Origin of the sequence: Slackia exigua ATCC 700122, from assembly GCF_000162875.1 — a bacterium.
Lineage (GTDB): Bacteria > Actinomycetota > Coriobacteriia > Coriobacteriales > Eggerthellaceae > Slackia > Slackia exigua.
Genome location: NZ_GG700630.1, coordinates 1,186,230 through 1,211,563 on the forward strand (window position 1 = coordinate 1,186,230; position 25,334 = coordinate 1,211,563).

The 25,334-nt window shown below is 60.3% G+C and carries 17 protein-coding genes and 5 tRNA genes; 6 read left to right on the top strand and 16 right to left on the bottom strand.

Features of this window, described 5'->3' with window-relative positions; translation table 11 throughout:
* The first annotated feature begins 61 nt into the window (after positions 1-61).
* The 4 genes from HMPREF0762_RS05140 (at position 62) to HMPREF0762_RS05155 (ending at position 5,128) form a co-directional block, all read left to right on the top strand.
* Positions 62-1,732 carry an FAD-dependent oxidoreductase gene (locus HMPREF0762_RS05140; protein ID WP_006362441.1) on the top strand — a complete coding sequence of 557 codons (1,671 nt, stop codon included), beginning with the start codon at positions 62-64 and terminating at the stop codon, positions 1,730-1,732.
* 320 nt (positions 1,733-2,052) lie between these two features.
* Positions 2,053-2,544, top strand: a complete 492-nt coding sequence (locus tag HMPREF0762_RS05145; protein ID WP_040619056.1) for an FMN-binding protein — start codon at positions 2,053-2,055, stop codon at positions 2,542-2,544.
* 1 nt (position 2,545) lies between these two features.
* Entirely contained in the window at positions 2,546-4,381 is a 1,836-nt protein-coding gene (locus HMPREF0762_RS05150; protein WP_006362443.1) for an FAD-dependent oxidoreductase, read from the top strand.
* Positions 4,382-4,402: 21 nt separating this feature from the next.
* Positions 4,403-5,128: a hypothetical protein gene (locus HMPREF0762_RS05155; RefSeq protein ID WP_006362444.1), complete on the top strand. Its 726-nt coding sequence runs from the start codon at positions 4,403-4,405 to the stop codon at positions 5,126-5,128.
* 134 nt (positions 5,129-5,262) lie between these two features.
* Here HMPREF0762_RS05155 and HMPREF0762_RS05160 read toward each other — a convergent pair whose 3' ends face one another.
* The 12 genes from HMPREF0762_RS05160 to HMPREF0762_RS05215 all read right to left on the bottom strand — a co-directional run bounded on the left by HMPREF0762_RS05160 (position 5,263) and on the right by HMPREF0762_RS05215 (position 19,302).
* A complete protein-coding gene (locus tag HMPREF0762_RS05160; protein WP_006362445.1) occupies positions 5,263-6,213 on the bottom strand; it encodes a MarR family winged helix-turn-helix transcriptional regulator in 951 nt (316 codons plus the stop codon).
* Positions 6,214-6,368: 155 nt separating this feature from the next.
* Positions 6,369-6,461 (bottom strand) — tRNA-Ser (locus HMPREF0762_RS05165).
* Positions 6,462-6,531: 70 nt separating this feature from the next.
* A tRNA-Ser gene (locus HMPREF0762_RS05170) sits at positions 6,532-6,623 on the bottom strand.
* A 246-nt stretch (positions 6,624-6,869) separates the two neighbouring features.
* Positions 6,870-8,138 (bottom strand): peptidylprolyl isomerase, encoded by a 1,269-nt coding sequence (locus tag HMPREF0762_RS05175; protein WP_040619058.1) that lies wholly within the window; start codon positions 8,136-8,138, stop codon positions 6,870-6,872.
* Between the two features lie 269 nt (positions 8,139-8,407).
* Positions 8,408-10,219, bottom strand: a complete 1,812-nt coding sequence (gene typA / locus HMPREF0762_RS05180; protein WP_006362447.1) for a translational GTPase TypA — start codon at positions 10,217-10,219, stop codon at positions 8,408-8,410.
* Positions 10,220-10,771 (bottom strand): J domain-containing protein, encoded by a 552-nt coding sequence (locus HMPREF0762_RS05185; RefSeq protein ID WP_040619291.1) that lies wholly within the window; start codon positions 10,769-10,771, stop codon positions 10,220-10,222.
* A 200-nt stretch (positions 10,772-10,971) separates the two neighbouring features.
* A tRNA-Ala gene (locus HMPREF0762_RS05190) sits at positions 10,972-11,047 on the bottom strand.
* Between the two features lie 68 nt (positions 11,048-11,115).
* Positions 11,116-11,192, bottom strand: a tRNA-Ile gene (locus HMPREF0762_RS05195).
* A 144-nt stretch (positions 11,193-11,336) separates the two neighbouring features.
* Positions 11,337-11,411, bottom strand: a tRNA-Gly gene (locus HMPREF0762_RS05200).
* Between the two features lie 75 nt (positions 11,412-11,486).
* On the bottom strand, positions 11,487-14,684 hold the full coding sequence (locus HMPREF0762_RS05205) for a M28 family peptidase (RefSeq protein ID WP_006362449.1): 3,198 nt from the start codon (positions 14,682-14,684) through the stop codon (positions 11,487-11,489).
* A gap of 67 nt (positions 14,685-14,751) precedes the next feature.
* Positions 14,752-16,149, bottom strand: coding sequence for a hypothetical protein (locus HMPREF0762_RS05210; protein ID WP_006362450.1), 1,398 nt, complete (start codon positions 16,147-16,149; stop codon positions 14,752-14,754).
* Between the two features lie 15 nt (positions 16,150-16,164).
* Positions 16,165-19,302 (bottom strand): helicase C-terminal domain-containing protein, encoded by a 3,138-nt coding sequence (locus tag HMPREF0762_RS05215; protein ID WP_006362451.1) that lies wholly within the window; start codon positions 19,300-19,302, stop codon positions 16,165-16,167.
* A 12-nt stretch (positions 19,303-19,314) separates the two neighbouring features.
* On the opposite strand from HMPREF0762_RS05215, the gene HMPREF0762_RS05220 reads away from it, so the two are divergent.
* Positions 19,315-19,974, top strand: a complete 660-nt coding sequence (locus HMPREF0762_RS05220) for a hypothetical protein (RefSeq protein ID WP_006362452.1) — start codon at positions 19,315-19,317, stop codon at positions 19,972-19,974.
* 126 nt (positions 19,975-20,100) lie between these two features.
* Here the strand turns inward: HMPREF0762_RS05220 and HMPREF0762_RS05225 are convergent, their stop codons facing one another.
* Positions 20,101-21,054 (bottom strand): D-alanine--D-alanine ligase family protein, encoded by a 954-nt coding sequence (locus HMPREF0762_RS05225; RefSeq protein WP_006362453.1) that lies wholly within the window; start codon positions 21,052-21,054, stop codon positions 20,101-20,103.
* A gap of 199 nt (positions 21,055-21,253) precedes the next feature.
* On the opposite strand from HMPREF0762_RS05225, the gene HMPREF0762_RS05230 reads away from it, so the two are divergent.
* On the top strand, positions 21,254-21,754 hold the full coding sequence (locus tag HMPREF0762_RS05230) for a ferritin family protein (RefSeq protein WP_006362454.1): 501 nt from the start codon (positions 21,254-21,256) through the stop codon (positions 21,752-21,754).
* Positions 21,755-21,877: 123 nt separating this feature from the next.
* Here the strand turns inward: HMPREF0762_RS05230 and rlmN are convergent, their stop codons facing one another.
* From rlmN to HMPREF0762_RS05245, 3 genes are all read right to left on the bottom strand, one after another.
* Positions 21,878-22,915 (bottom strand): 23S rRNA (adenine(2503)-C(2))-methyltransferase RlmN, encoded by a 1,038-nt coding sequence (gene rlmN, locus HMPREF0762_RS05235; protein ID WP_006362455.1) that lies wholly within the window; start codon positions 22,913-22,915, stop codon positions 21,878-21,880.
* Positions 22,916-23,037: 122 nt separating this feature from the next.
* Positions 23,038-24,270: a ParB/RepB/Spo0J family partition protein gene (locus HMPREF0762_RS05240; RefSeq protein ID WP_245935508.1), complete on the bottom strand. Its 1,233-nt coding sequence runs from the start codon at positions 24,268-24,270 to the stop codon at positions 23,038-23,040.
* Entirely contained in the window at positions 24,263-25,327 is a 1,065-nt protein-coding gene (locus HMPREF0762_RS05245) for a ParA family protein (protein ID WP_322785207.1), read from the bottom strand. The genes HMPREF0762_RS05240 and HMPREF0762_RS05245 overlap by 8 nt, the downstream gene beginning before the upstream one ends.
* Positions 25,328-25,334: the final 7 nt, after the last annotated feature.

Genomic DNA, 25,334 nt, shown 5'->3' on the forward strand with positions numbered 1-25,334 from the left:
ACGGTTGAGAAGCATCAGGCGGCCGCAAGCGTGGCCGCAACCATCATAAGGAGGGGTATCCATGTCGACCGAACTTTCCCGCCGCAACTTCCTTGCGGGCGCCGCGACGCTGAGCGCGCTCGCGGGAGCCGCCGCACTCGTCGGATGCGGCAGCTCCACCACCGCCGCAGATGCAGGCGCGGCCGAAGCGACCGCCGCCGACGCGACCGCATGGCTGGGCGCCGCGCCCAGCATCGCCGAGTTCGCCGACGAGCAGACCGCCGACGTCGTCGTCGTCGGCGCCGGCACGGGCGGCATGTTCGCCGCTGCGGCGGCGGCCGAAGGCGGAGCATCCGTCATCGTTATCGAAAAGGGCGAGGATTACGGCAACGTCAAAGACGACCTGGGCGCCGTGAATACGAAGCTCCAGCAGGAGGACGGCACGACCTTCGATCGCGCCCAGATGATGCTCGACTATTACCGCTATTCCAATGCACGGACCGACCTGCGCCTGTTCAACGCCTGGTTCGACAATTCCGCCGAAACCGTCGACTGGTTCACCGACCTCATCGCCGCCAAAGGCGTGACGATGTGGCACGAAGCGGCCGTCGGCGACCAAGAAGGCCTCGTCGCCCATTGGGCGACGGGCCACAGCCCCGCATGGCCCGAAGATAAGGACAAGAAGATCAACGGCGCCACCGTTCTCGGCGAATATATCCAAGGGCTCGATGGACAGATCGTCTTCTCGATGCCTATGGTCGAACTCGCCGTTGAAAACGGCAAGGTGACCGGCGTGGTCGCGCAGAATGCCGACGGCGGATACGTGAAGTACAACGCTTCGAAAGGCGTCGTCGTCGCAACCGGCGGCTATGCGAAAAACGATGAGATGATGAGTGCGCTTCAGCCCGAAACGCTCAAAATGATCTCGTCCACCTGGGCTCCCCCGACCAACACGGGCGACGGCATCAAGGCCTGCATATGGGCGGGCGCCGCATTCGACCAGACGCATTCCTCCATGCTTTTCGATCGCGCCGCGATCGCGACCGATGCTCTGTCCGGCACCGGCGCCGAAAGCTCCATGTTCTGGATGGGCAGCCAGCCGTGGCTCAAGGTCAACCTGAACGGCGAACGCTTCACCAACGAAGGCACCGGCGTCTACGACTGGATCCTCCACTCGGCGCTCAACCAACCCGGCAACACCTACTGCACCGTTTTCGACAGCAATTGGAAGACGTATGCCGAGCAGTTCGTGATGCATGGCTGCAGCCGCCTGTTCCCCTTCGAGAACGGCGCGCCGTCCAACCACGACACGGCCTTCGCCCAGAGCCAGATCGACCAGCTCGCCGAGAAGGGCATGCTCGTTCAAGCCGACACGCTCGAAGAGCTTGCGAAGGGCCTCGGGCTTCCGGAAGAGACCTTCGTCGCGACGGTCCATCGCTACAACGAGCTTACCGATGCAGGCGTCGACGAGGACTTCGGAAAAGAGGGCTACCGCCTCTCGAAGCTCGATACGGCGCCGTACTTCGGCGTTCGCCAGAGCGGATCGCTTCTCGCCACGATGGACGGCATTCGCATCAATGCGAAATGCCAGGCCCTGCACGAAGACGGCACCGTCATCGAAGGCCTCTACGTCACCGGCAACGACTCCGGCTGCTACTTCGATCGCAGCTACATAAACCAAGCGACCGGCGCGGCGGCGGGGCGCACCGTCACGTTCGGCCGCATGATCGGCAAAGAACTCGCCGCCCTGTAAGCGCATTCAGATCATCGCATCGGCCACGAGCTGCGCCCGTCCATCTCCTGCCATGCGCGTCCATCGCCCGTCGAGAACCATGCGATGCATAATCAGAAGAGGGCTCCGATGCAAAGTGCATCGGAGCCCTCTTCATGCGCCCATGCGCCCTCTTCTACATTTCTCCGATTCTGTACAGGGCTTTTCTTCATAAATTCCTAGACCTTTATTCATAAACTTGCTACAATTCACCTCATAAAGTTTACTTTAGAAATGATTTGAATTTATTTCAAAAATATTTGCGACGTATAGGGCAAGAGAAACGGATGAGGGAGGCAGCAATGAGCAGAAGGGCGTTCGCAGTCGCAGGCGCCGCCGTGCTCGCATTCGGAATGACCGGATGTGCGGCAACGTACGAAGGATCGGGGTCGAAGGACGCGGCAAGCGCAGAGCAGCTCGCCATGACGACCGACGATCCATGGGATGCCGCCATCGTGCAGACGCGGACATCGGCGGAAGGCAACCTGATCGACGGCACCTACACCGGAACCGGCATGGGCATGGGAGGGCCGATTTCGGTCACGCTTACCGTCAAAGGCAACGTCATCGCCGTCGACCGCATGGTCCAAACCGCCGAGACGCAAAGCGTCGGCGGGTTCGAAGCCATCCGCGACGGCAGGTATGCCGATATGATCGAGGCGGTGCAGGGATCGGACATCGACACGATCTCGGGCGCGACGGTCACCACCGTCGGCGTCAGGACGGCCGTCGACGACGCGCTCGCGCAGGCAGCCGGAGCTGAATCCACCACGAAGACCGAGGAGGCGAAATAATATGCTCGAGAAGACGAACGAAGTGCTCTCGCGCCGCAACTTCCTCGGCCTCGCCGGCCTGGCTACCGTAGGCGTCGCGGCATCCATCGCCCATCCGAACGAGGCGTTCGCGACCGAAGACGGACGTGTCGGCGACTGGGCCCGCGACGGCAGCGAAACCGTCGACGTGCCCAACAGCAGGGGCGGCAACGCCTCGTCCGACGACGGCACCTATCGCGAGCACACCGCATCGGCCTTCCCTGCCGATGACGCGACGCCCATCCCGCCGCGCAGCGTTCCTGCCAGCTGGGATTACGAATGCGACATCGTGGTCGTGGGTGCCGGCGGCGGCGGCCTGAACGCTGCGGCCCGCTCCATCGAGCTCGGCGCGCAGACCATCTGCGTCGAGGCGGCAGGCCTCTGGGGCGGAAACGCGCAATCCGCCGGCATGTGCGCAATCCTCGGCGGATCGCGCCTTCAGGAAGACAAGCGGTTCGCATTCCCCACCTACCCGTTCGATGCGCAGAAGATGACCGACTGGGCCATGGACGAATACCATTTCGCCGCCGACCCCAAGCTCATCTACCGCATCGCCGAAGGCGGCGGAAAGTGCATCGACTGGATGGCCGACTGCGGCGTCGAATGGCGGCTCGGCGAGATCCCCGTCTACGTCGCGCCTAAGAAATCGACGCTCGACCACCACGTCCTGAAGATGAAGGACGCGACCGATGCCATGTATAAGTTCGCACGGAACGCAGGCGCCGACTTCAAGTTCAACACCCCCGCGACCGCGCTCGTGCAGGATGACTCCGGCACCGTCGTCGGCATCGTGGCCAACGAGAACTACGAGGGCGAGGTCTACATCCATGCGAAGAAGGGCGTCATCCTGACGGCAGGCGGATTCTGCAACAACAAATCGCTGCTCGACAAGTACATCCCGACGGCGGCCATGGGCTGCGCCTCAAGCTATCTGGTGCTCGGCGAGACCGGCGAGTGCTTCCGCATGGGCCTGGGCGTTAACGCCGACGTCTCCGGATTCAACAGCTCCGCTTCCTTCGACGGCGGCGTCGACTGGGCGAGCGAAGGCAAGGAGTGGGCGCGCTTCCTCTACGACGGCATGACGCAGCTGTCCCGCCAGCCGTGGTTCACGATCGACCGTGCCGGCAACCGCCTGCGTTACATGGACAGCCGCGTGGGCGAAGACGGCGCTGCGGCCATCTATGCGCTGGGCGACCTTGCCACCGTCCAGATGTCCAACCCGGGGCACCGCGGCTACATCATCTTCGACGGAAAGTATGAAGATTACCTGGCGGGCTTCGGGCAGGAGCACTGCCGCAAGCTCATCACCCCCGACCTCGAGCAGATAGAGAAGGTTCCCGAGCACTACCGCGACTGGCACCACGGCGTCCAGGACGCCATCGAAGCCGACGTCCTCAAGAAGCGCGACACCCTTGAAGAGCTCGAGCGCGACCTCGGATTCGAAGAAGGCATCCTGACGGAGGCCGTCGAGAAATGGAACGCATGCTGCGAGGCCGGCGAGGACGATTTCATGTACCCCATGCCGAAAGAGTGGCTGCACCCCATCATGACGCCTCCGTTCTACGGCTGCCGCATCGGCGGCAATCTCTATGGCACCAAGGCGGGCCTGATGGTCAACGACAGAATGCAGGTCATCAGCACGTCCGGACGCGTCATCCCCGGTCTGTATGCCGGCTGGCACACCGCCGGCGGCGCCGTGGGCGAAAACTCCTACGTCGGCGACGTCATTCTGGGTTCGCTTCTCGGCGACGTCAGCCTGGCATTCGCGGGAGGCTTCTTCGCGGCGTCGTTCGCGAACGATGCCGATCTGGACGCATAGAGCAGAGAAGGAGGTTTTGACATGAAAGAGAAGCTTGCACCGTATGCCAAGCCGTTCGCGCTGCTCTATGTCCTGGCGATCGTCGTCATGATCCTTGCCCGCATAGGCATCGCCGTCATGGATGCGACCGGCATCCTGTCTTACAGCTATTGGAGCGCAACCTCGCCCTACATAGCCGCAGGCTCCCTTATGGACCAGCTATGCTGGGCGCTCACGGGCGGCACGCTCGTCGGGTTCATGTTCGCCGCCGGCCTGGCGTTCGCCATAACCGCAGCCGCGGTCGTCATCCTGGCGGCCAAGGCCCGCGAAACGAAGGCCGATTCGTCGACCATGACCGCCAATGCCCTGGTATGGGGCATGATCACGGCAATCGTCGCGTTCGCGGGACTCATGGCTACCATCGCAGGGCTGTTTTCCGGCATCCAGATCGCGCAGATGTCAGGAAAGAGCGGCGGATCCACAGGCGTTGTCCTGCTGCTGCTCGTCATCGAGCTCGGCACGCTCATCGCCGCCGCAGGAAGCATCCTCGCATCCTGCGCTTGCAGGGAAGAAGCTCTCGCTCCCTCGCTGCTGCGCACCGGGCTCATCGCCCTTGTCTGCGGCGCCATCGTCTGCGCACTGACCGTCGGTACCTTCGCCACGCTCAATCAGGCGGAAGTCTCTACCGGAGCAGCGTTTGCCTGGCTCGCAGGCGGCATCGTGGCGAACGTCGCGATGACGGCCTTCGGAGCTAAGCGCCTCGGCTAGATCCGACGAACATATCCGCGCCTCGGCCCATCCCCATATCGGCCGAGGCAGGCGCCTCATGCGGCGCATCGGCATTCGACCCCCGGAGAACGCCTTCACGGCATCCTCCGGGGGTCGAGCCATGCAGCGGACTCCTAATCCATAGGGCGGAGCAGACTCAGCGCAGACAGACGCTCCGCCTCCTTCTTCCTGCGCAAATCTGCAATGACGACGCTGCCCAGCTGACGGAAGGCCTCGCGTTGCTCTTCGTTCATGATGCTCCAGAAGCGCGTATAGGCGGCTTCGTCGATGATGCGGCATATCCTCTGCGCTTCCTGCGCGCCTGCTTCGGTCAGGTCGAGGTAGACGGCCTTGCTGTCATGCGGGTCGACAAGCTTGCGCGCCCATCCACGACCGCAAAGCTTCGATGCGTTGCGCGTAGCGGTGGCATTGTTCATGAATATCTGATCGGCCAGATCTCCGATGCGCAAAGGACGGCCGACCTCGCACAGGCGCTGCATGATGCGGCATTCTCCCAGGGACACCCCCGCCCCCGCCACGATATCGTGCTCCAGCCTATGGGCGATGAGCTCGACCGTGGTCACAACGTGAGATGCGGGGAAGCGCTCGGAGTTCCCCGAGCTGAGGATCGGATCGATACGCGCGCCCGCATACACGACCGTCTCGAGGATATCCCTGAACAAAGGCGTGTCGGTCGGCCACGACCGATAGAGCTCATCGACCAGCGCAGCATTGACCTGGGCGATGTGCGCAACACCATCTTCGGTGATGAAGATGTCCCGCGCACGCGCATCCGAGCGCCCCGCCTGCCGCACGATGAACGACGCCTCTTCGAGCACGGCGGTCGCCTGCGCGGCCGCCGAAGGCTTCAATCCTAAGGAATCGATGAGCACCGATTGCGGCGTCGCTGCGGGTGACGAAAGGAACGCCCTGATAAGGATGCGATACTGCATGATATTGAGCGGACTCGACGCCTTGAGCGCGCGCCGAAGCGTTTCATGGCTCATGGAAAACGAGATGAAGTACGTGGAATCCAGCCGATAGCTCGCGGAATCGGCGGCATCGGATACGGTGGTAACGCTCACGCATGTCCCCTTTGGAAAGATAGTTTATCCAGGAAACAATTATAGAGGTCGTGCGAACGCAGCATGCGCACTATCGCTTTAGAAGATCAAACCCCCATGTGAGCTGCAAAACGAGAGACCGGCTTTCGTTTTCGCGCCTCTCTCGAGAAGAAAACTGGCGGAGGAGGAGGGATTCGAACCCTCGTAGCCGGTTAAGCCGGCTAAACGGTTTTCGAGACCGCCGCATTCAACCACTCTGCCACCCCTCCGTAGGGTGAAGCCCACGTACGCGGGGCTTGGAAAAACGCCTCCGTGATTCACAGAGGCGTCGGCAAAATCTGGCGGAGAGATGGGGATTCGAACCCCAGATACCCTTTTGGGGCATACACGATTTCCAATCGTGCTCCTTCGGCCAGCTCGGACATCTCTCCATTCGGTCGATCGCTATGCGCAGCATAGCAGCAATGAAGTATACCAAAGAACCTTCCCCATGGGCAGAACTCTTTTCGGCGTCCCCTAAAGATGAAGAAAGGAGCACAGGGAGGTCGCGAAGGTCGACCGAGATAATGCGTCTATCACCGAAAGCCATGATGGCGAAGCATGAAAAAGCCCTCCGATGTTTCACGTGGAACATCGGAGGGCATAGGCTTGCCGGCGATTCGATTCGCGTTCCGGACTTACTTCGCAGCAGTTTCGGAAGGCTGTTCGGCAGCCGAAGAGGCCGACGCGCCGCCCGTGGATGCAGACCCGCCATTTCCGGACGTGTCGGCGGCAGCCGCGTCGTTAGACGAAGCCGAACCCGGGGCGCCGGCAGACGTCGAAGCGGCCGGAGACCCGGCGGCCGGCGTGTAGCCGGTCAGATCGACATCGTACGGAAGGCCTTCGGGCATATCGTTGACCGTAATGTCGGCGCTGTCATAGAAATCCTTGAACCAAGCTTTGTATGCCGAGGTCTTGTTCGCCTGCTGGAGCGATGCCTTGATGGAGTCGAGCCATTCGGAGGGAATCTGATCGACGGACGTCACTTCTTCGGGGGTCTTGAAGACCTGGGTGCATTTGATGATATGGATGCCGTATTCGGAGGTGACGAGCCCGCTCACTTCGCCCTCGCCAAGGCCGGAGAGCGCGTCGGTGTACTCCTTCACGAAGGAATTCAGGACATCCCAGCCGACATTGCCGCCATCGGCCGCGGAAGCGGTGTCTGTGGAATACTGCTTCGCCGCCTCGGCGAAGTCGAGCTCGCCGGAATTGATCTTGTCCAGAACCTCCTGGGCGGTCGCCTGGTCATCGGAGGCGAACAGGATGTGGCTCGATTTCTTCGCACCGTCATATGCCGTCGCATACATCTGAGCGTACTGAAGCATGTCTTCATCGGACGGAGCGGTATCCGGCACGACGGCCTTCTGCAGGCTGGCCTCGAGCGAGTACATTTCAAGGAGCGTGCGGTATTCGTCCTCGGACGCGATGCCGACAGCTTGGAGGGCCTTGTTCCACGAAGCGGTCTCGTCCGCGTTCAGCGAGCCGTCGCCATCGGAATCGTAGTTCATCTTCATGGTGTTGAGCTGCTCGTCAACGGCATCTTCGTCCACCTTGACGTTGTTCTGCTCAGCTGCTTGACGCACGAGCTCCTGGCTCACGTAGTAATTGATGACCTCTTTGCGAAGGTCTTCCGCGGTATAGCCGTTGTCGACCATCCACTGCGCCCAATCGGTGTCTTCATTGAGCGAGTTGAGGTTGCGGAAGTTCGCGACATAGGATGAAACGGCGTTTTCGCCGATATCCGTCCCATTGACCGTCGCAGCAACGCCGCCCGATGTGTCCGATATGTCGGGCGCAGCGCCGGCGGAACCCGATTCATTGTGCGAGCCGCACGCGGCAAGGCTCAAGCTCAGCGCCGCTGCGCAGGCGAACGCCGCGATGTTTCTTGCGATACGGAGCGTTTCCATGGGCATCCTTCACCTCTCGATTCTCGCGTCGTAAGACGCATGTTTTTCGACATTTTCCCATATGCGGTTCTCTGACGGCCCCCGCGTCACAATACGTTCATAGGCACGGCTGCGGACGGCGTCGGAAAACCCCGGCCGACAGCGGATGCGGTTATCGGCCCGCATGCTTGACGACATGCCGGCGAGCTCGGACGCAGCATGCGCCCTAGGATGCCCGTCGACGGGACCGCATGGCCGATGGCCGCGTCAGAGCGGATGACGGCGAACGGCTACCGCTTGCTGGCCTTGCGACGATCGGTCGCGGACAGCAGGCGCTTGCGCAGGCGGATGCTCTTCGGCGTGATTTCCACGAGTTCGTCGTCCTGGATGTATTCGAGCGCCTCTTCGAGCGTGTACCTCGTCGGAGGCGTGAGCTGGATGGCCTTGTCCGCCGTCGACGAGCGCTGGTTGCCGAGCGCCTTGGCCTTCTCGACGTTGACGACCATGTCGCCTTCCTTGGCGCTTTCTCCGACGATCATGCCCTCGTAGCATTCCTCGCCCGGACCGACGAACATCTTGCCGCGCTGCTGCAGCGTGTCGAGCGCATAGGCGACCGACTTGCCCGTCGACATCGCGATCATGCTGCCGTTCTTGCGACCGGCGAATTCACCGCGGAAGGCGCCGTACTCCGAGAAATGATGGAACATGTTGGCTTCGCCGTGCGTGGCGTTGAGCAGGCGGGTCTTGAGCCCCATCGTACCGCGAGAGGGAATCTTGAAGACGAGGTGCGTCTGGTCGTCGCGGGAGACCATGTCGGTCATCTCGCCGCCGGCGTTGCCGAAGACCTCGATGGCTTTGCCGGCGTATTCGCTCGGAACCTCGACGGTGGCTTCCTCGATAGGCTCGAGCTTATGACCGTGCTCGTCAGTCTTGATGATGACGCGCGGGCGACCGACCTGGAATTCGAAGCCTTCACGGCGCATCGTTTCCATGAGCACGGAAAGATGCAGGACGCCGCGTCCCGCGACCTCGACGCCGAGACCGTCCTCGCAATCGGAGATCCTCATCGAGATGTTGCTTTCCGCCTCCTTCATCAGACGCTCGTGCAGCTGACGTCCGCCGACGATATCGCCTTCACGGCCGACGAGCGGACTTGTGGACGCCTCGAAGACGACGGCCATCGTGGGTTCTTCGACCTTGATGGGGTCGAGACGGACCGGGTGGTCGACGCTCGTGACCATATCTCCGATATCGGCATCGTCGACTCCGACGACGGCGACGATATCTCCTGCGGTGACTTCCTCCTTCTCGGTCTTGCCGAGCGATTCGAAGGCGAAGACCTGCTTCATGACCGCGTTATAGCGCGTGCCGTCGTTCTTGATGACGAGGACCTGCTCGCCTTTGTGGATGGTGCCGCTATGCAGACGGCCGACGCCGATACGCCCGACGAAGCTCGAGTGGTCGACCGTGCAGATCTGCAGGGCGATAGGCCCGTCGGGATCGCACTCAGGTGCCGGGATCTCCTTGATGATGGTGTCGAGCAGCGGAATCATGTCCATATTGCCGTCATCGAACTCGTAGCGGGCGAATCCATTGACGGCCGAAGCGTACACCACGGGAAAGTCGAGCTGTTCGTCAGAGGCGCCGAGTTCGACCATGAGGTCGAAGACCTCGTCCACGACCTCCTCGGGCCGCGCGCCGGGGCGGTCGATCTTGTTCACGACAAGGAGAATGCGCAGCCCTTGGTCAAGAGCATGCTCGAGCACGAAGCGCGTCTGAGGCATAGGACCTTCGAAGGCGTCGACGATAAGCAGGGCGCCGTCGGCCATGTTGAGGACGCGCTCCACCTCGCCGCCGAAGTCGGCATGGCCGGGAGTGTCGATGACGTTGATCTTGGTATCGCCGTATTGAATGGAGATGTTCTTGGAAAGGATCGTGATGCCGCGCTCGCGCTCCTGGTCGTTGCTGTCGAGCACGCGCTCTTCGACCTGCTGGTTGCTGCGGAACACGTTGGCCGCGTACAAAAGGCGGTCGACGAGCGTGGTCTTGCCATGGTCGACATGCGCGATGATGGCTACGTTACGGATGTTCTCTTGCTTCATTTACTCTTCTTCCAGTTCTTCCTCGAGACGGCGACGCTGCATCTCCATGTCTTTGAGATGCTCGTCGATGGTGCCGATGTTCTGCATCGTTCCTACGAGCGAAACGATGCCGTATACCGCAAGCGCGCTTGCCACGCCGGCAAGAATCACGATGCGACGGGCGGCCAAGGCCACGATCGCACCGCCGACGATCATGATGATCGCGTTGCGGCGTTCGTCCGAAAGTGCATCGCACTGGGCGGTGAGCTGGGCTTTTGCGGCGGCCAAACCTGCAAGCCGGGCTTCGACGGCACGGTAGGAGGCCTTCGCGCCCGACGGCGCGCTTGACCGGGACCCGGATGCCGACGTACGGCGGGCCTTGTCGCCCGTCAGATACTCGTATGCATCCTGCAGGCGTTTGAACTGCTCGGTCGCGCGGTCTTGGAGCTTCGCGTTCGAAGCGAATCGATCGGGGTGAAGGATCTGGGCGCATTCCCGATAAGCAACCTTTATGTCCTTCTCGGTCGCATCGGAATCAAGTCCGAGAACATTCAGGGCTTCGATTCGATTCATGATCACCTCTTCCCACGCTTCACGCCATATGCCGCGCAAGAGCAAGCACGCAAGCACGCAAGCACGCAAGCACGCAAGCACGCAAGCACGCAAGCAATGCATTATACATCCTGATGAATCGAGGGTTTTAGCCTGCGCAATATGCACATGAGGCAGCAACGGGAAAAGAAAACGGCCCGACTGCGCGGACCGAAGGAAGATGGTGGAGCATAGGGGGATCGAACCCCTGACCTCAGGCTTGCAAAGCCCGCGCTCTCCCAGCTGAGCTAATGCCCCATATGTTCGCACTTACAATAAACGCCCCACCGGCTCGTGGCTCACGATGGGGCGTTTATTAGCGGAGATGGTGGGCCTGACAAGACTTGAACTTGTGACCTCACGCTTATCAGGCGTGCGCTCTAACCACCTGAGCTACAGGCCCGCAAAAAAGTGCTTGGCTATAGTACAACGAAGGATTCCGAAGTTGCAAGCACTTTCGTCGATTATTTTCGAAATCGCATGCACGCCTCTAATCAGGCCAATTGCAGAAGGAAAGAGCCGCCCGAAGGCGGCTCTCGCAATCGTATGGAGCGGGTGACGGGACTCGAACCCGCGAATGAAAGCTTGGGAAGCTTTTGCCTTACCACTTGGCCACACCCGCATTTCGCCCTGCGGCGAAGCATGCATAGTATAGCCTAGCCGCGCCGACGTCTCGGAAGAAATCGCAAGAAACCACCTAGATGTTCTTCAGGAGCTCGATGACCACGTCGGTGTTCTGGCTCAGCAGGGCGGGATCGACGGCTTCGACCGTATCGCCGGCCTCTCCGCAGCCCGCAGGCTTGTCGCCTTCCATGCCGACGATGCCGATGCCTTGCATATGATGTCTGAGCGCATAGCTCGACGCGCTGTCCTTCCATTCGATCGATGCGCCCTTGATGGACACGCCGAGCGACTGGCCTGCACGACGGAGGTAACGCTTCATGCGGCTGGAAGAGGAACTCTGGAGAACGGCCCCCTCCTTCTCCACGTAGCTTACCTCGCCGGCGCCGAGCGCCTCGAGGTTCACGATGACGGCGCCGCGCATCTCGGCGGCATGGCGCGAGAGGAAGGCGCGGATTCCTTCATTGGAATCCACCTGGGATCCGAGCGCCACGAACCAGATTTCGGTGTTGATGTCGCCCGCGGCGAAGGAATAGACCTGATCGATCTCGTCTGCGTGGGCCGCCGCGTCCTGTTCGGCCGGAGAGGCCGCCTGGGCGACGGCCGTTTCGGAAAGAGGCTCGTGGGTGTCGGCATCCGTCAGCGGGAGCATGGCCTGGGTCGTCCCGTCCGGCGCGCCGTCGAGCGCGACAGCGTCCGCGTCGGACGGGGCATCTGGCGCCTCGGCGCCGGCAAGCTCCTCGTCGGAGTAAAGGACCTGATCATCGTGCGCCATGCGGCCCGCTATCCTGGCCCGCAGATCGCTGAAAGCACCGCCCTTCCAATCGTCATCGTCTTTGAAGCTGTCCCAACCGCCACGCGCCTTACCGGCATCGCGCGCGTTGAAATCCTCACCCACGCCGAGCCAGTCACTCGTGCTCTCCTCGGGTTCCTTGGGCTTGCGGAACCGATCGAAGAAACGGCCGATGCGCGACTTCGGCATATCGACATAGCCTTCGCCGACGATGGCTCCCGTTTCGCTGTAATCCTCGTCCAGAGCCGAATCGTCCGCATCGTCGATATAGAGGTCTTCGGGCGCCAAGCCGCCCACGAGTTCGTCCCCCAAAGGCTCGAAGGCCCCCGTGGCGGATGCGGCGGCAAACGTGCCCGCGCGGTTGATCTCGATTTTCGCAGTGGCATCCGCGGACGATTTCGGATCCTCTATCGGAGGCAAGGTCGAGAGCAGGTCTTTCGCAGCCGCCTTTGAGACGGACTCGGTCGCGCTCGCCAGAGGCGCGCGCTGGCGCAGGTCATCGAACGAACTCAGAGGCTCCGCCGCCGTCGGGGCGGGCGAAATGCGCGGTATTTCGAATACATGCATGGCATTGTCCTGGGCCGACGCCGCAGCCGCCACGGGATTCATGATGCTCGTGGCACCGAGATCGGCCGCAGGCCGGAGCGAATCGTCGTAGGCGACGGACACGCGTTCCTTCTTGGCTCGGTCGGCAAGCTCCGCGCTGCGCTCGGCGCTGACCGAAGCAGGAAGCTTTTGGGTCCGCGCCAGAGGATCGACGGGCAAGGGTTCTTCTTCAGCCGCCTCGGAATCATCGGAAGAGGAAGCCTGTCCTTCTTCGACAGGTTCGTCAGGCTTGTCAGTCTCGTCAGGCGAGACGGTTTCGTCCCGATCGGCAGCTTCGGACACGGCCGTGTCCTCCTCGCGGACATCGGCCGCGCGCTCGTCGATCGCCGTCTCTTCCGCATGGATTTCTTGTTCGCCGGCCCCTTCCGAATCGGCGCGGGAATCCATCTCGTCCGTTCCGGCCGGCGCGATATCCGTCTCCTCCGCCCTGGAAGAGACTGCATCGCTCGGCGCCTGGCCGGGCGTCTCGGGGGCATCGTCGGTGGAATCCGAAACAGGCGTCGTGCAGGGCTCTTCCGCATGGATTGCATCGGAGGCGACGGCGGGCGACTCGGCGGCAGGGACGACCGGAATCTCGGCATAACGAGAACGCTCCACCTTGCCCGTGGATTCCTCGGCCTCCTTGCGGGCGCGGGCCGTCGCCTTCGCATACCATTCGGGAACCTCGGCAGGCTCCTTATGCGGGGAGGCGGTGAGCGCGGACGAAACGGGCTGCGCGAGCGACTCGGACGGCTCGGGCATGCCGCCGACGGCCTTGTCGGTCGACTCTGATTCGGCATCGGCATCGGGCTCGGCGGCTGCAGCACCGCTCGAGGCTTCTGTCGGAACGGCGGTATCGGCGGCATCTTCGGCCCGGGCATCCTGGAGGGATTCGTCCGACTCCCGCTCGGACGGCGTGGGAATGGATGCGACGTCGGTCACGTGAACGAGATTGCGCGCGATATCGTAGGATTCCGCAGCGCCGGCAACCGGTTTGCCCGTCAGGGCGGCGATGGCCGCCTTGGCGGCGGCGAGCTCTTCTTCGGGAGACGCATCTTCATAGTAGACGAGCGCGGTGTTCGGCCCGACCAGGCCTTCCGCTCTGAGAGCCTCCTCGTCGTGCACGATGCCGTCCATGGGGCGCGGCGTGGAGGAGACCATGCCGTTGCCGATACGCCGCGCGACCTCGAGCAGGACCGCGACGCCCGACGCATTGTCGTTCGCGCCGTCGTTGTACGCGGCGATATGGCCGTAGCCGAGGCGGACGACCGGAAGAAGGATGGCGACGAGCGCGATGATGAGCAGCGCATTGAAAACGCCGATGCCGGCTCCGTCCGCGTCGCGGAAGAACAGGGCGCGCAGGATGATGAGCAGCGCCGCCAGCGCCATGGCGACATGAGATGCGATCTGCAGGTATTTCAGGATCTTCACGAAACCGGAGCGGTATTCGGGATGGACCTTGCCGCTGTCGTAATGGGCGACGAGGATGACCTTGCGCCGCCGGCTGCCGGCGGCATGCGCGCGGCGGGGCGGGCGATACGTGGCGACGACGTTCTGGCTGACCCCGTTCTTAAAGAAGCGCGACAGCACGGGATGATCGAAGAATTCGAGCGCGAACAGCGAGAAGGCGACGAGCGCGAGGATGGCCGCCGGGATAATGGCGACCTGGACCAGAACGGCCAGGACGCCGGCGACGAGCATTGCCCCGTAGCAGATGAGAGACGGAAGCGAGGAATCGGTGCTGCTTGCGAAATCCTCCACCTCGACCGGAAGATGGGCGTCTTTCTGCAGGCGATCCATGATATAGATAGCTGCCTGCTGCTCTTCCTCCGTGCCCGAAGGGCGCGGGCCGATCTCATCGGAGAGGTACGCGACGTGGTCTATGAGGTTGGTCATCGTTTCGCCTATCGATTCATGGTTCGCTCAATATGGATATGGCTGCTAGAAGTATACACTAAGGCGCTTATTGCGATATCCCGAGGTATTCCCGTAAAAAGGAGTCGGCAGCGGCCGCGTCGGAACGGGCGGAGAAGTACCCCTCGTTCGCATCCTTCACGTTGAGGTCGTACTGATCGAGGATGACGTTCTCTATTCGTTTCGGAATGCCGTCGGCAATGGAGACCGCCTCGTCGTCCGCTTCGTTGTACCGCTCGTTCTGAGCGTCGGCCGTCGCCTTGTCTTGAATGTAGATGGCCTCGTCGGATGCGATCGCGTAGCCGATTTCCTCGATGCGCTTGTCTATGTAGTTCCCGACGGCGTCGAGACCTGCGGCCGGATAGCGGGTCTTCACGACCTCCAACTGGTCCTTCGCCTTCTCAAAAAGCGCCTGGGCCTCCTTGCTCTTCTCCTCCGATTCCTTGGTGTTCGCCTCCGTGGTGTCTTCGACCAGACGCGCCGACTCGCGCATGGCGTCATCGGCTTCGCCGACCGTCGCCCAGCATTCGCCGAGGAGCGCGATGGCGTCCGAAGCCTTCATGTCCTCCTGAAGGATGGATTTGCCGTAGCCGAGCATCTCCAGGCGGGCATCGGCGGCTTTGATCACCTGGCTGGCCGCCTCCTTCGATTCCGAGTCGGAAAGCTGGTCGTATGACTCCTCGGCAAGCCCCTTGGCGGCGTTCAGATGGACCTCCGCGGCATCGATCTGGTCGATCAGATCCTGGAATCCCGCAGCGCCGCCGGCGGTCACATCGCCGACGATGGCCTGGTCTATGGGCACGACCGCGACATCGGCGGCCTGCAGCTCCGACATCCCTTGATGGAGAAGCCCCATGGTCTCCTGGTATTCGACGTATCGCCCATGGGCGTACACGCCCGCTGCGCCGATCGCCACGACGAGCACGCCGCCCAAGAACGCAGACAGCACGAGGCGGCGCCGGCGGCGCGCGGCTTTTCGCCGTTCGACCTCGCGTTGAAGGTCGAACGCGCTGGCAAGGGAACCGGCCGGTCCGGACGAGCCCCTCGACGCCTGGAACGCCTCCGATGACGAACCGCCCTGCGCCGCATCCGCCGCGCCGAGAAGCAGGCGTGCGAAGACGGAACGCCGTGCAGGGGCGTCCATTGCCTTCTTTGAGCTATTCTCGGCAAAGCGAGCCTTTCGGGGAAGCGAAGGAAGCGTGCCGGAAGACGCTTGCGAACGGGTCGCGCCCTTGCCGTCGGGCGAGCCGAATACGGAAACGCCGCTTCCAAGATCGCCGATGAACACGTCGCGCGGGCCGGACTTGGAAAGGCCGGCCTTGGAGCTGCGCTCTTCCAGGATGGAGACGGAGATCTCATTGGACGTCCCTGCCGTCCTCTTCTTTATATGGAGGCTTCCCGCGATACCTGCGAGCCCGCCTTCCTGCCGCGTACGCCGTCCGAACATAGGCCTCGGAACCCCCTATCCCGAAAGGCTTCCGAAGAGTCCGCCTGTCATGGCCTCGATGAGCTCATCGGTTGAACAGACGGTGATGTTCTGAGAAGGAAGCGATCGGAGAAACGTCCTGCCGTACCCCATGGTCACCAGGCGCCTGTCCGCGAGGATCAGGATGCCCGTATCGGTCGAAGACCTGATGAGGCGTCCCGCCGCCTGCTTGAGATCGATGACCGCGGCCGGCAGGCAGTACTTCGACCAAGCGCCCTTCTCACGGGCGGCGCGCTCCTTCGAAAGAGGATCGTTGGGGCTTGAGAAAGGCAGGCGCGGGATGATGACCCCCTTAAGGGTCGAGCCGGGGGCATCGAAGCCCTCCCAGAAGCTTTTGAGCGCGAAGAGCGAGAGGGTCTCGTTCGCAATGAATTCGTCGCGCAGCCCCTTGGTCGACACGCCCCATTTCTGGCATACGACGCGCAGACCCTCCTCCTTCATTCGAGGATTGATGTCGTCGAAGCAGGTTTCCATCTCCCGCCGATTGGTGAAAAGCGTCAGCATGCTTCCTCCTTGCGCGATATGCGCGCGGGCAAGAAGCCCCTCGAGGATCGGAAGGTATGCGGGGTCGCGCGGGTCGGGGATATCGTTCAAGACGAAGACCCTCATATGGTTCTCGAAATCGTAACTCGATCCCAGCAGGCACTCGTTCACCCGTGCCGGCCCATCGCCGCCGAGGCCCATCGCCCGATTGAACGAGGAGAACCCATGCCCGACCGAAAGCGTCGCGCTCGCATAGACGATGCTGCGCGTACGTTCGTAGAGGGTTTGATCGAGTTCTTGGCCGACGTCGATGAGCATCGCCTCCAAGCGCTCGGCGACGTGCTCCGGCTTACGAGACACATGGGCCGAATACACGTAGTTCCGATCAGGGGTTTCCATGATGGCTTCGCAGGCTTGCAGCATCGATTTGACATCGATCGCGATGGTCGCGATATCTCGTTGGACATCGCCGAGGCCATCCGTTTCCTCGAGGAACGCGACAAGCTCCGAACCGGATGACGCGAGTCTCTCGGCGGCTTCCCTGAACTGGGAAGCCTTCTTGACGAGCTCGACGAACGCGTCGCATGCACGGACATCGTCGTTGATCCAGAGGTCGAAGACGTCATAGCGGCGGTCCTGCTGCGTGGCGCATGCGGACAGATCCTTCATCCCATGCGCGAAAGACGCCGCCGCGACGGCGAAATCCTTTCCCCTCTTCTTCGCCTTCTCGGTCAGACCGAAGAAGAGCGTGCTGGCTTCGGGCAGGACGGCCTCGCATTCCGGTGCGCGGCGTTCAAGGCGCACGAAAGGATTCCGCGCGCCTTCGTCGGAGGCCAGGCGCCTGGAAAGCCTCAGCATCTCGGATGCGTCAAGGGAAACAGAAAGGGCGCGACGGGCCTCGGCCTCGGCACCATGAGCCTCATCGACGACCCAGAAAGGAGCCTTCGGCAGAAGGCTGCCATCGGAGGACGCGTCGCGGAAGAACAGGGAGTGATTCGTCACGACGATATGGGAGCGCTCGGCCTTCTTGCGCGATCCATGAACGAAGCAGTAGGTTCCGTAGAAGGGGCATTTGCGCCTGAGGCAATCCCTGGATTCCGTCGTGACCGCATATCGCGGAAGCACGCGGTAGTCGATCTTCAGGCCGTCTATGTCATCGTATTCGGTCTGCTCGATGAATGAAAGCATGCCGGCGAGCGACGGGGCCTGAGAGATGTCTCGACCGGATACGTTCACATCATGAACGCCGTCCCTCATGACCGAATCGATGCGGAGCAGGCATGGATAATGCCTGAAGCCTTTCAGGGCGACGTATTGGAGATCGCCGAAGCCCTTGGCGGCAAGGGCATCGTGCAGCAGCGGAAGCTCTTTGTACACGATCTGATCGAGAAGCGCATTGGTCTTCGTCGCAACGCCGACGGGAATACCATTGCGCAGTGCCGCCATGGCGGAAGGAAGCAGATACGCCATGGATTTACCGACGCCCGTCCCCGCTTCGACCACGAGGTTCGTCGAGGTCGAAAACGCCCTGAGGACCTCGGATGCCATGATCTTCTGTTCCATGCGGGGCTCATAGCCCGCGTACATCTCCCCTACCACGCCGCGCGCATCGAACATGGCGTCGAGATCCTGCTGGCTCGGCAGCTCCAAAGGACGGTCGGCGGATGAGAGATCGACGATCTCGCCCGAGCGGCGCGCAAGGTCGTCGCCCGTCTCCGCTCGGTCTTTCGGCGAGCCGGCGTCGGAGGCGGTATCGGAGGCGCGGGGCGCCGATGCGCAGGAAGCGGCCCTGAACCGCACCGAACGCAGAGCACGCAACGTGAAGGGGAATTTCTTTTCGAGAACAGCAGGGGAATCCGCCTTCGCTTCGCAGACGGCCTGCTGGAAGTTCGTCATGTCCTTGAAGACGGCGCCTGTCGGCCAGGAATCGGCATCTGCAAGTTCGGCAATATAGGAGACCAGGTCTTTCGGCATCTTCGCAATAGCGGCGAGCATGATGCGGTATGCGGCGCAGAGCGCTTCGACGTCGGCGTCGGCCCTATGCGTCGACACCGGCGCGTCGAACGCCTTCACGATATCGATGAGACGATGCGATTTCAAACGCGGAAGCGCGATGCGCGCCAGGTCGAGCGAGTCAATCCAAAGATTGTCGGATAAAGGTGCGCCGCCTTGGCTTTTGGTGCAGAATCCTTTGTCGAATGCAGCGTTGTGCGCGACGATGCAGGAATCGCCCACGAACGCAGCGAGCTGGATTCGCGCATCGTCGGGCGACGGGGCGTCCGCAACGTCTTCGTCATGAATATCCGTCAGGCGAGCGACCTCTTCAGGGATGGGCTTGCCGGGATTGACGAAGGTGACGAACCATTCGACGATGCGGCCCTGCTTCATGCGAGCGGCGGCGATCTGCGTCAGCTCATCATGATTCTGGGAAAACCCGGTGGTTTCGGTATCGAGCACGACGACGTCTTCGTCGAGCCGGCCGAAATCGGAAACGGCGGCATATTCCTTCAGTGAGGCATACCGCTCTCGAATGTCGGCGGGCGTGCCGTCGGTGATATATTCATTGAGCTTCGTCAAAGCATCGCTCATAGGCTTTATTGCTCCCCTCTTCAGACGTTGGTAGCCTAACATGAAAGGAATACCATGACAGCCTCATCGGCCCGCGACCTGTATTTCGGCGCATACCTGCGCGTCGAGGCGCCCGACCGGAAGCTCATGTCGCAGCTCGCAGGACCCGACAACGCCGTAGGAGATATCGGCTCCATCGAGTGGGACACCGATTCCCACGCGCGGCAGCAGGCTTGGCTTGTGAATCGGTTCGGCAACCGTATCGGGTGCCTTTCCGCTTCCGATTCGTATAAGATCGCCGTATACCACGCGAAGGGCTGGACCCTCTCGTACGTGCTCAGCTTCGTCGCAATCGATGAATCGAAGGGAACGAACGAATACTGGGCGCAAGCCGCCGTCATCGCATTCGATCCGCGATACGAAGCAACGTTCGGAGCCTTCTTGAAGCAGTTCTCAGAACGAGCGGGAGAAGGGTTCAGACCCGACCCCGAACTCAGCCGAGAAGCCGTCCGCACCCTTGCTGCGGACCCTGCGTCGTTCAAGCTTACCGGCAAGGTGAAGATCCCGAAGAACGGCTCGACGACAGTCGTCGTGAAAGACCATCGGACGCCGCACGACAGGATCTTGGATCAGGCGAGGGCCGGAAACAAGGGATGCTATGCCGTGAGCTGGCTTTTCATCGCAGCCCTTATTGCAGTCGCCGCTTTCATCGCCCATACGCTCGGGCTCTTCTAGGAATCCCCGCCCCTTGGCGCCGCAGGGCTCGCGCGCGATGTGCGCGATGTGGCATTGCATGAGTCTCGCCCCTGCCTTGAACGACGGCGAACGCTTTCGTGCGTCCTTCGACAGTCCCTTGCTCTCCTATTCGAGCGCGAGCTCGATAAGCCGTTCGCAGACGCGAGAAAAACCCATGCCCGCGACGCGCGCCGCATCGGGAACGAGGGACGTGCCCGTCATGCCGGGAAGCGTGTTCGTTTCCAGAACCCAGCATCGGTTCTCCGCGTCCACCATGATGTCGGTGCGCGAGATTCCCCGGCATCCGAGCACGCTATGGGCGGCGACGGCGAGTTCCTGCACTGATTCGGTCAGCTCGGGGGAAAGCGGCGCCGGGCAAAGATGGCGGCTTCCGCCCTGGGCGTACTTCGCATGGAAGTTGTAGAACTCGTCTTCGGTCGGCACGATCTGTATGACCGGCAGCGCCACGGGATCGTCGTTTCCCATGACGCCGACCGTCAGCTCCGTGCCTTCTATGAACCCTTCGATCATCGCTTCGACATCCACAGACAGGGCCGTTTCGATTCCTTTGCGCAGGTCGGTGGCATCACGCACGATCGTCATGCCGAGAGAGCTTCCTTCGGTCGTCGGCTTCACGACGCAGGGCATGCCACAGATATCGATGCACTCATCGAGGAAGCCTTCATCGAGAGGGTCGTCGCGGCCGACGGTCACCGACGGCGCGACGAGAAGCCCCGCACGCTCGTACGATTCTTTCGCACGAGCCTTGTTCACTGCCAGGGCGCTCGCAAGAATGCCTGAGCCGGTATATGGAAGGCCGATGGTCTCGAGGAACCCCTGAACGGTTCCGTCTTCCCCGCCCTTTCCATGCAGCGCAAGGAAGGCGACGTCAAAGCTCTCTTCGATCAAGCGCTTGAGCTGCTCGTAGTCTTGGGTGTCTATGAGCTGGACGGAAAATCCGAGCTCCGCAAGGGCTTCGGCGCAGGCCGCGCCGGATTTGAGCGAAATCTCGCGCTCTCCGCTCGTACCGCCGTAGAGCACCGCTACGGAATAGTCTTCGGGTTGACCGGAATATGTCATGCTTGCTCCATTCGTTCCCATAGTGGATGCATTACCTTCGGCTTACGTGAGATTCTTTTGTACGGATGCGCCGCCTGTTTTCATATTCTGAACTATAACCCAACGTCAGAGGTTGAATCCCGCTCTTTGACAGAACATACCGAAGGAGTATTATTCCACTCAGCGTTATCAGTAATTCATCTTAATAAAGGGGGTCCACATGAAAGTCTATCGTTGCAAATTCTGCGGGTATCTCGAGGTCGGCGAAATTCCGGAGGAATGCCCGATGTGCCACGCCAAAGGCAGCGTCGCATTTTCCGAATATCAGGTTCCTGACGTTTCCGGCACCAAGACCGCCGAGAACCTCGCTGCGGCATTCGCCGGCGAATCCCAGGCCAACCGCAAGTACCTGCTTTGGCAGCATATCGCGCAGGTGGCGGGCGACGAAGCTTCCGCATCCGCATTCGATCGCCCTCTGGCCGAAGAAACCGCGCATGCTCACGCTGAAGCCGCCTACCTCGGCATGTTCGGCAGCGTGAAGGAAAACCTCGAGAACGCCGCCGGCGGCGAGCAGTACGAAGAAGAGGATATGTACCCTGAATTCGCCCGCATCGCGCGCGAAGAAGGTTTCGAGGACATTGCGTTCTTCTTCGAGAAGACCGGCAAGTTCGAAGGTATGCATAAGAAGGGGTACCTCGACGCCGTTGCAGCGCTCAAGTAGCTGCAACGCCAGAAGGCAACCGCAGTCGAAGCGTATCTGACCAAACCCGATGCGCTCGCCGCACACCGCACATTCCCAACAGATTCACGTACGCAAGAACCCGCGGTCAACCGCGGGTTCTTGTTATGTATCCGAGCAGAGGCGCGCTCGTTCGTTTTTAAGCTGCCCGCAGGCGCCTGCTATATCCGACCCTCTCGAATCCCTGATAGAGGCTTCGATGCCTGCGGATTTCAGTCGCTTTACGAATTCGAGCGACACCTTTCTTCCCGAAGGCCTGAAAGGCGACTCCTCTATTTCATTCAATTCGATCAGATTGACGTTCGAATGAGTTCGGCGACATATGTCGATCAAGGCATCGATATGACGGCGATCATCGTTCATCCCCTGTATAAGCACATACTCGAACGTGACACGGCGATGCGTCTTTCGATCATATTCCTGAATGGCTTCGATAAGCGCATCGATCGGCTGATTCGCGACGCGCGGCATGATCATATCGCGCGTCTCCTGTATGGCCGAATGGAGGGACACCGCAAGCACGTACTGCTCCCCTATATCGGCGAACGCGCGAATCCCCTGCACGATACCGCAAGTCGAAACGACGATATGCCGCGCCCCTATGCCTCGATATGCAGGATCGTTCAGAATCTCCAGGGCTGCGGAAAGATTCTCGAGATTCAGAAGCGGTTCGCCTTGTCCCATGCTGACGACGTTGCTTACCCTCGTTCCCATATCCTTTTCCGCAAGGATGATTTGATCGACCATCTCCCCAGGAACGAGGTTTCTTGTAAATCCTTCCTTACCCGTTGCACAGAACGAGCACTGCATGGCGCACCCCACCTGTGTAGAGAAACACACGGTCAGCCTGTTGCCGTACGGCATGGCTACCATCTCGGTCGAGGCACCGTCATGAAATGCAACGATATATTTACGCGTCCCATCCTGGGAAATCTGCCTATCGACGATACGAGGCGTATAAAGCGGCAGTTCCACGGCCAGCCGCTCTCTAAGGGAGCGGGAAAGGTTGGTCATTTCGTCGTAGGATGCCGCACCTTTTCCATACACCCATTGGGCGATCTGCCGTGCCCGAAAGGCCGGCAGATCCAATTCTTTGATCGCAGTTGCGGCTTCTGCGAGCGAAAGTTCCTTATAAGGACGCATCTTCTCTCACGCGCTCTTTCTTGAAAGGGATGCCGTGATCTTCTTGCTCTGTCGAAGCCTTATATGATCGCCTTTGAAATCCATGGAATCATTCGATGCATCGAAGCAATTGGCCGGATATATTACTTTCCCACCCTCTCAAGAAGAGCCTTCAGGTCTTCTTCGTCCTTGAATTCGATCTCGATCTTATTCTTTCCACGAGAGCTCTTTACCTTAACCTTGGTTCCGAAGGCTGAGCTTAGGCTGCGAGCGGCCGTGCGGAAGAACGGAGGCGTGACGGGCTTCTGACGTATTCCGAGTCCCTTCTGCTTGCCTGCATAGAGACGTGCGATATTTTCAGTTTGGCGAACGGAGAGCTTCTCATCGATGATCTTCGTTATGAGCTTCTGCCTGTTCTCCTCTGTCGGAACGGACAGAATAGCGCGCGCGTGGCCCGCAGTGATCTTCTCTTCGTACAAAAGCTCTTGAGCGGATTCCGGAAGATCGAGAAGACGGAGCGCATTCGCGACCGTAGAGCGTCCCTTCGAGACGGCGGCGGCGACTTCCGACTGGGTTTTCCTACCCCGTTCCATCATCCTTTTATAGCCATAGGCTTCTTCAATGGGATTCAAATCGGATCTTTGAAGGTTCTCGATGAGTGCAAGCTCAAGAGCTCTGTCATCATCGGCTTCCACGATACGGATAGGAACTGCGGCAAGGCCGGCCTTCTTAGACGCTTGCCAGCGACGTTCGCCAGCAATGATCTGGTAAACGTCGCCTTGTTCACGCACGAGAATAGGCTGAAGAAGCCCATCCTTCTCGATGGAGCTCGAAAGTTCTTCCAGCTCTTCCGCTTTGAAATGGATGCGCGGCTGATTCGGATTGGGAAAGACTTTGGCTACAGGGACTTCCATGAGTCCGCCTTGAAGGACCTTTTGATCGTCTACGAAAGTCGACTTGATGGGATGACGGGCCGTGACGACCGATTCATCAGCATCCCCCCTCTGTTCTTCGGTGAAGCCCGGTTCTTCGTGGCGGGCGGCGCGCTCTACAACACCTTTAAGGGTGACGCCATCGGTTTTCGCCGTCAGCGCTTCATCGGATTCGGAATCGAATGATTCTGCAACCCCAAGCGATTCATCGCTCGTATGTTGAGGCTGACCATCGTTCTTCCATGCGTCTTCGAAGCGAGGTTCGATATTCGAAGAAGATGCAGATTCAGGCATAGATCCACATTCCGCGGCATCGTTCTGTTGATGCGAAGCCGCCTTATGCTCCGTCTCTTCGGCTTTTCTTGTTGGCGCAGGAGTCGGATCATAGACCCCTAAAAGGGAATTCAAGCCCCGTCCAAGACCTCGCCTCGTGTTTTTAGCCACGCCTGATCACCTCTTCTGCAAGTGAAGAATACGCTTGGGCACCTTTGCCGGTCGGATCGTATTGAGTAATAGGCTGCCCGAAGCTGGGAGCTTCGGAAATTTTAACCGTGCGAGGAATCTCGGTCGTGAAGACGATTCGGCCAAAATAGCCTCGAACTTCATCGGCAACCTGTTTCGACAGCGTTGTGCGTCTATCGATCATCGTAAGAAGCACGCCGAAGATATCAAGACTGGGATTCAGATATGTCTTTACCCTCTTCATGGATTCAAGAAGCTTCGTGACCCCTTCAAGCGCATAGAATTCGCATTGGATAGGAATGAGAAGCTTGTCGGCGGCGACTAATGCATTGACAGTGAGAAGTCCCAATGAAGGCGGGCAATCTATAAGAATGTAGTCGTATTTTCCGCGCATGGGCCACACGGCTTCCTTCAGCCTGTTTTCCCGTGCCATCTGGGATACGAGTTCGACTTCCGCACCGGCGAGATTGATGGTCGCAGGCGCCACATCAACGCCTTCGACCACATCGGGGATAATGATGTCTGTAATAGGATCGCCATTGATAATGACATCGTAAATGCAGGCGTCGAGTTTTCCTTTCTCAATGCCAAGCCCGCTTGAAGTGTTGCCTTGGGGATCAAGATCAACGAGTAAAACCTGTTTGCCTTTTTCCCCAAGAGCGGCGGACAGATTGATTGCTGTTGTAGATTTGCCGACGCCACCTTTTTGGTTGATGATGGCAAGAACCTTTGTCGTTCCAATGACGTGATTTACCGGTTTCTTTTCGGCATACGTCTTCAAAGATGCTTCAATATATTCACCCAACTGGCTGGATTCAGCATCCTCGGATGTTTCACGTGAAACATCCCTCTCTATAACCTCGGCATTCTCTATATCTTCAAGAGACATCGAGGAAGAGACGGTCTGGGACTCAATATCTTCTTCAGTTGAAGTTTCGCAAGAAGCTGTTTCCGACACAGCCTGTTCTTGACTGACTGAAGGCTTTTCTTCGGCTTCCTGTTTCTGGCTTTGCTTTCTAAATGAATCAAACAATCCCATAAGCCCC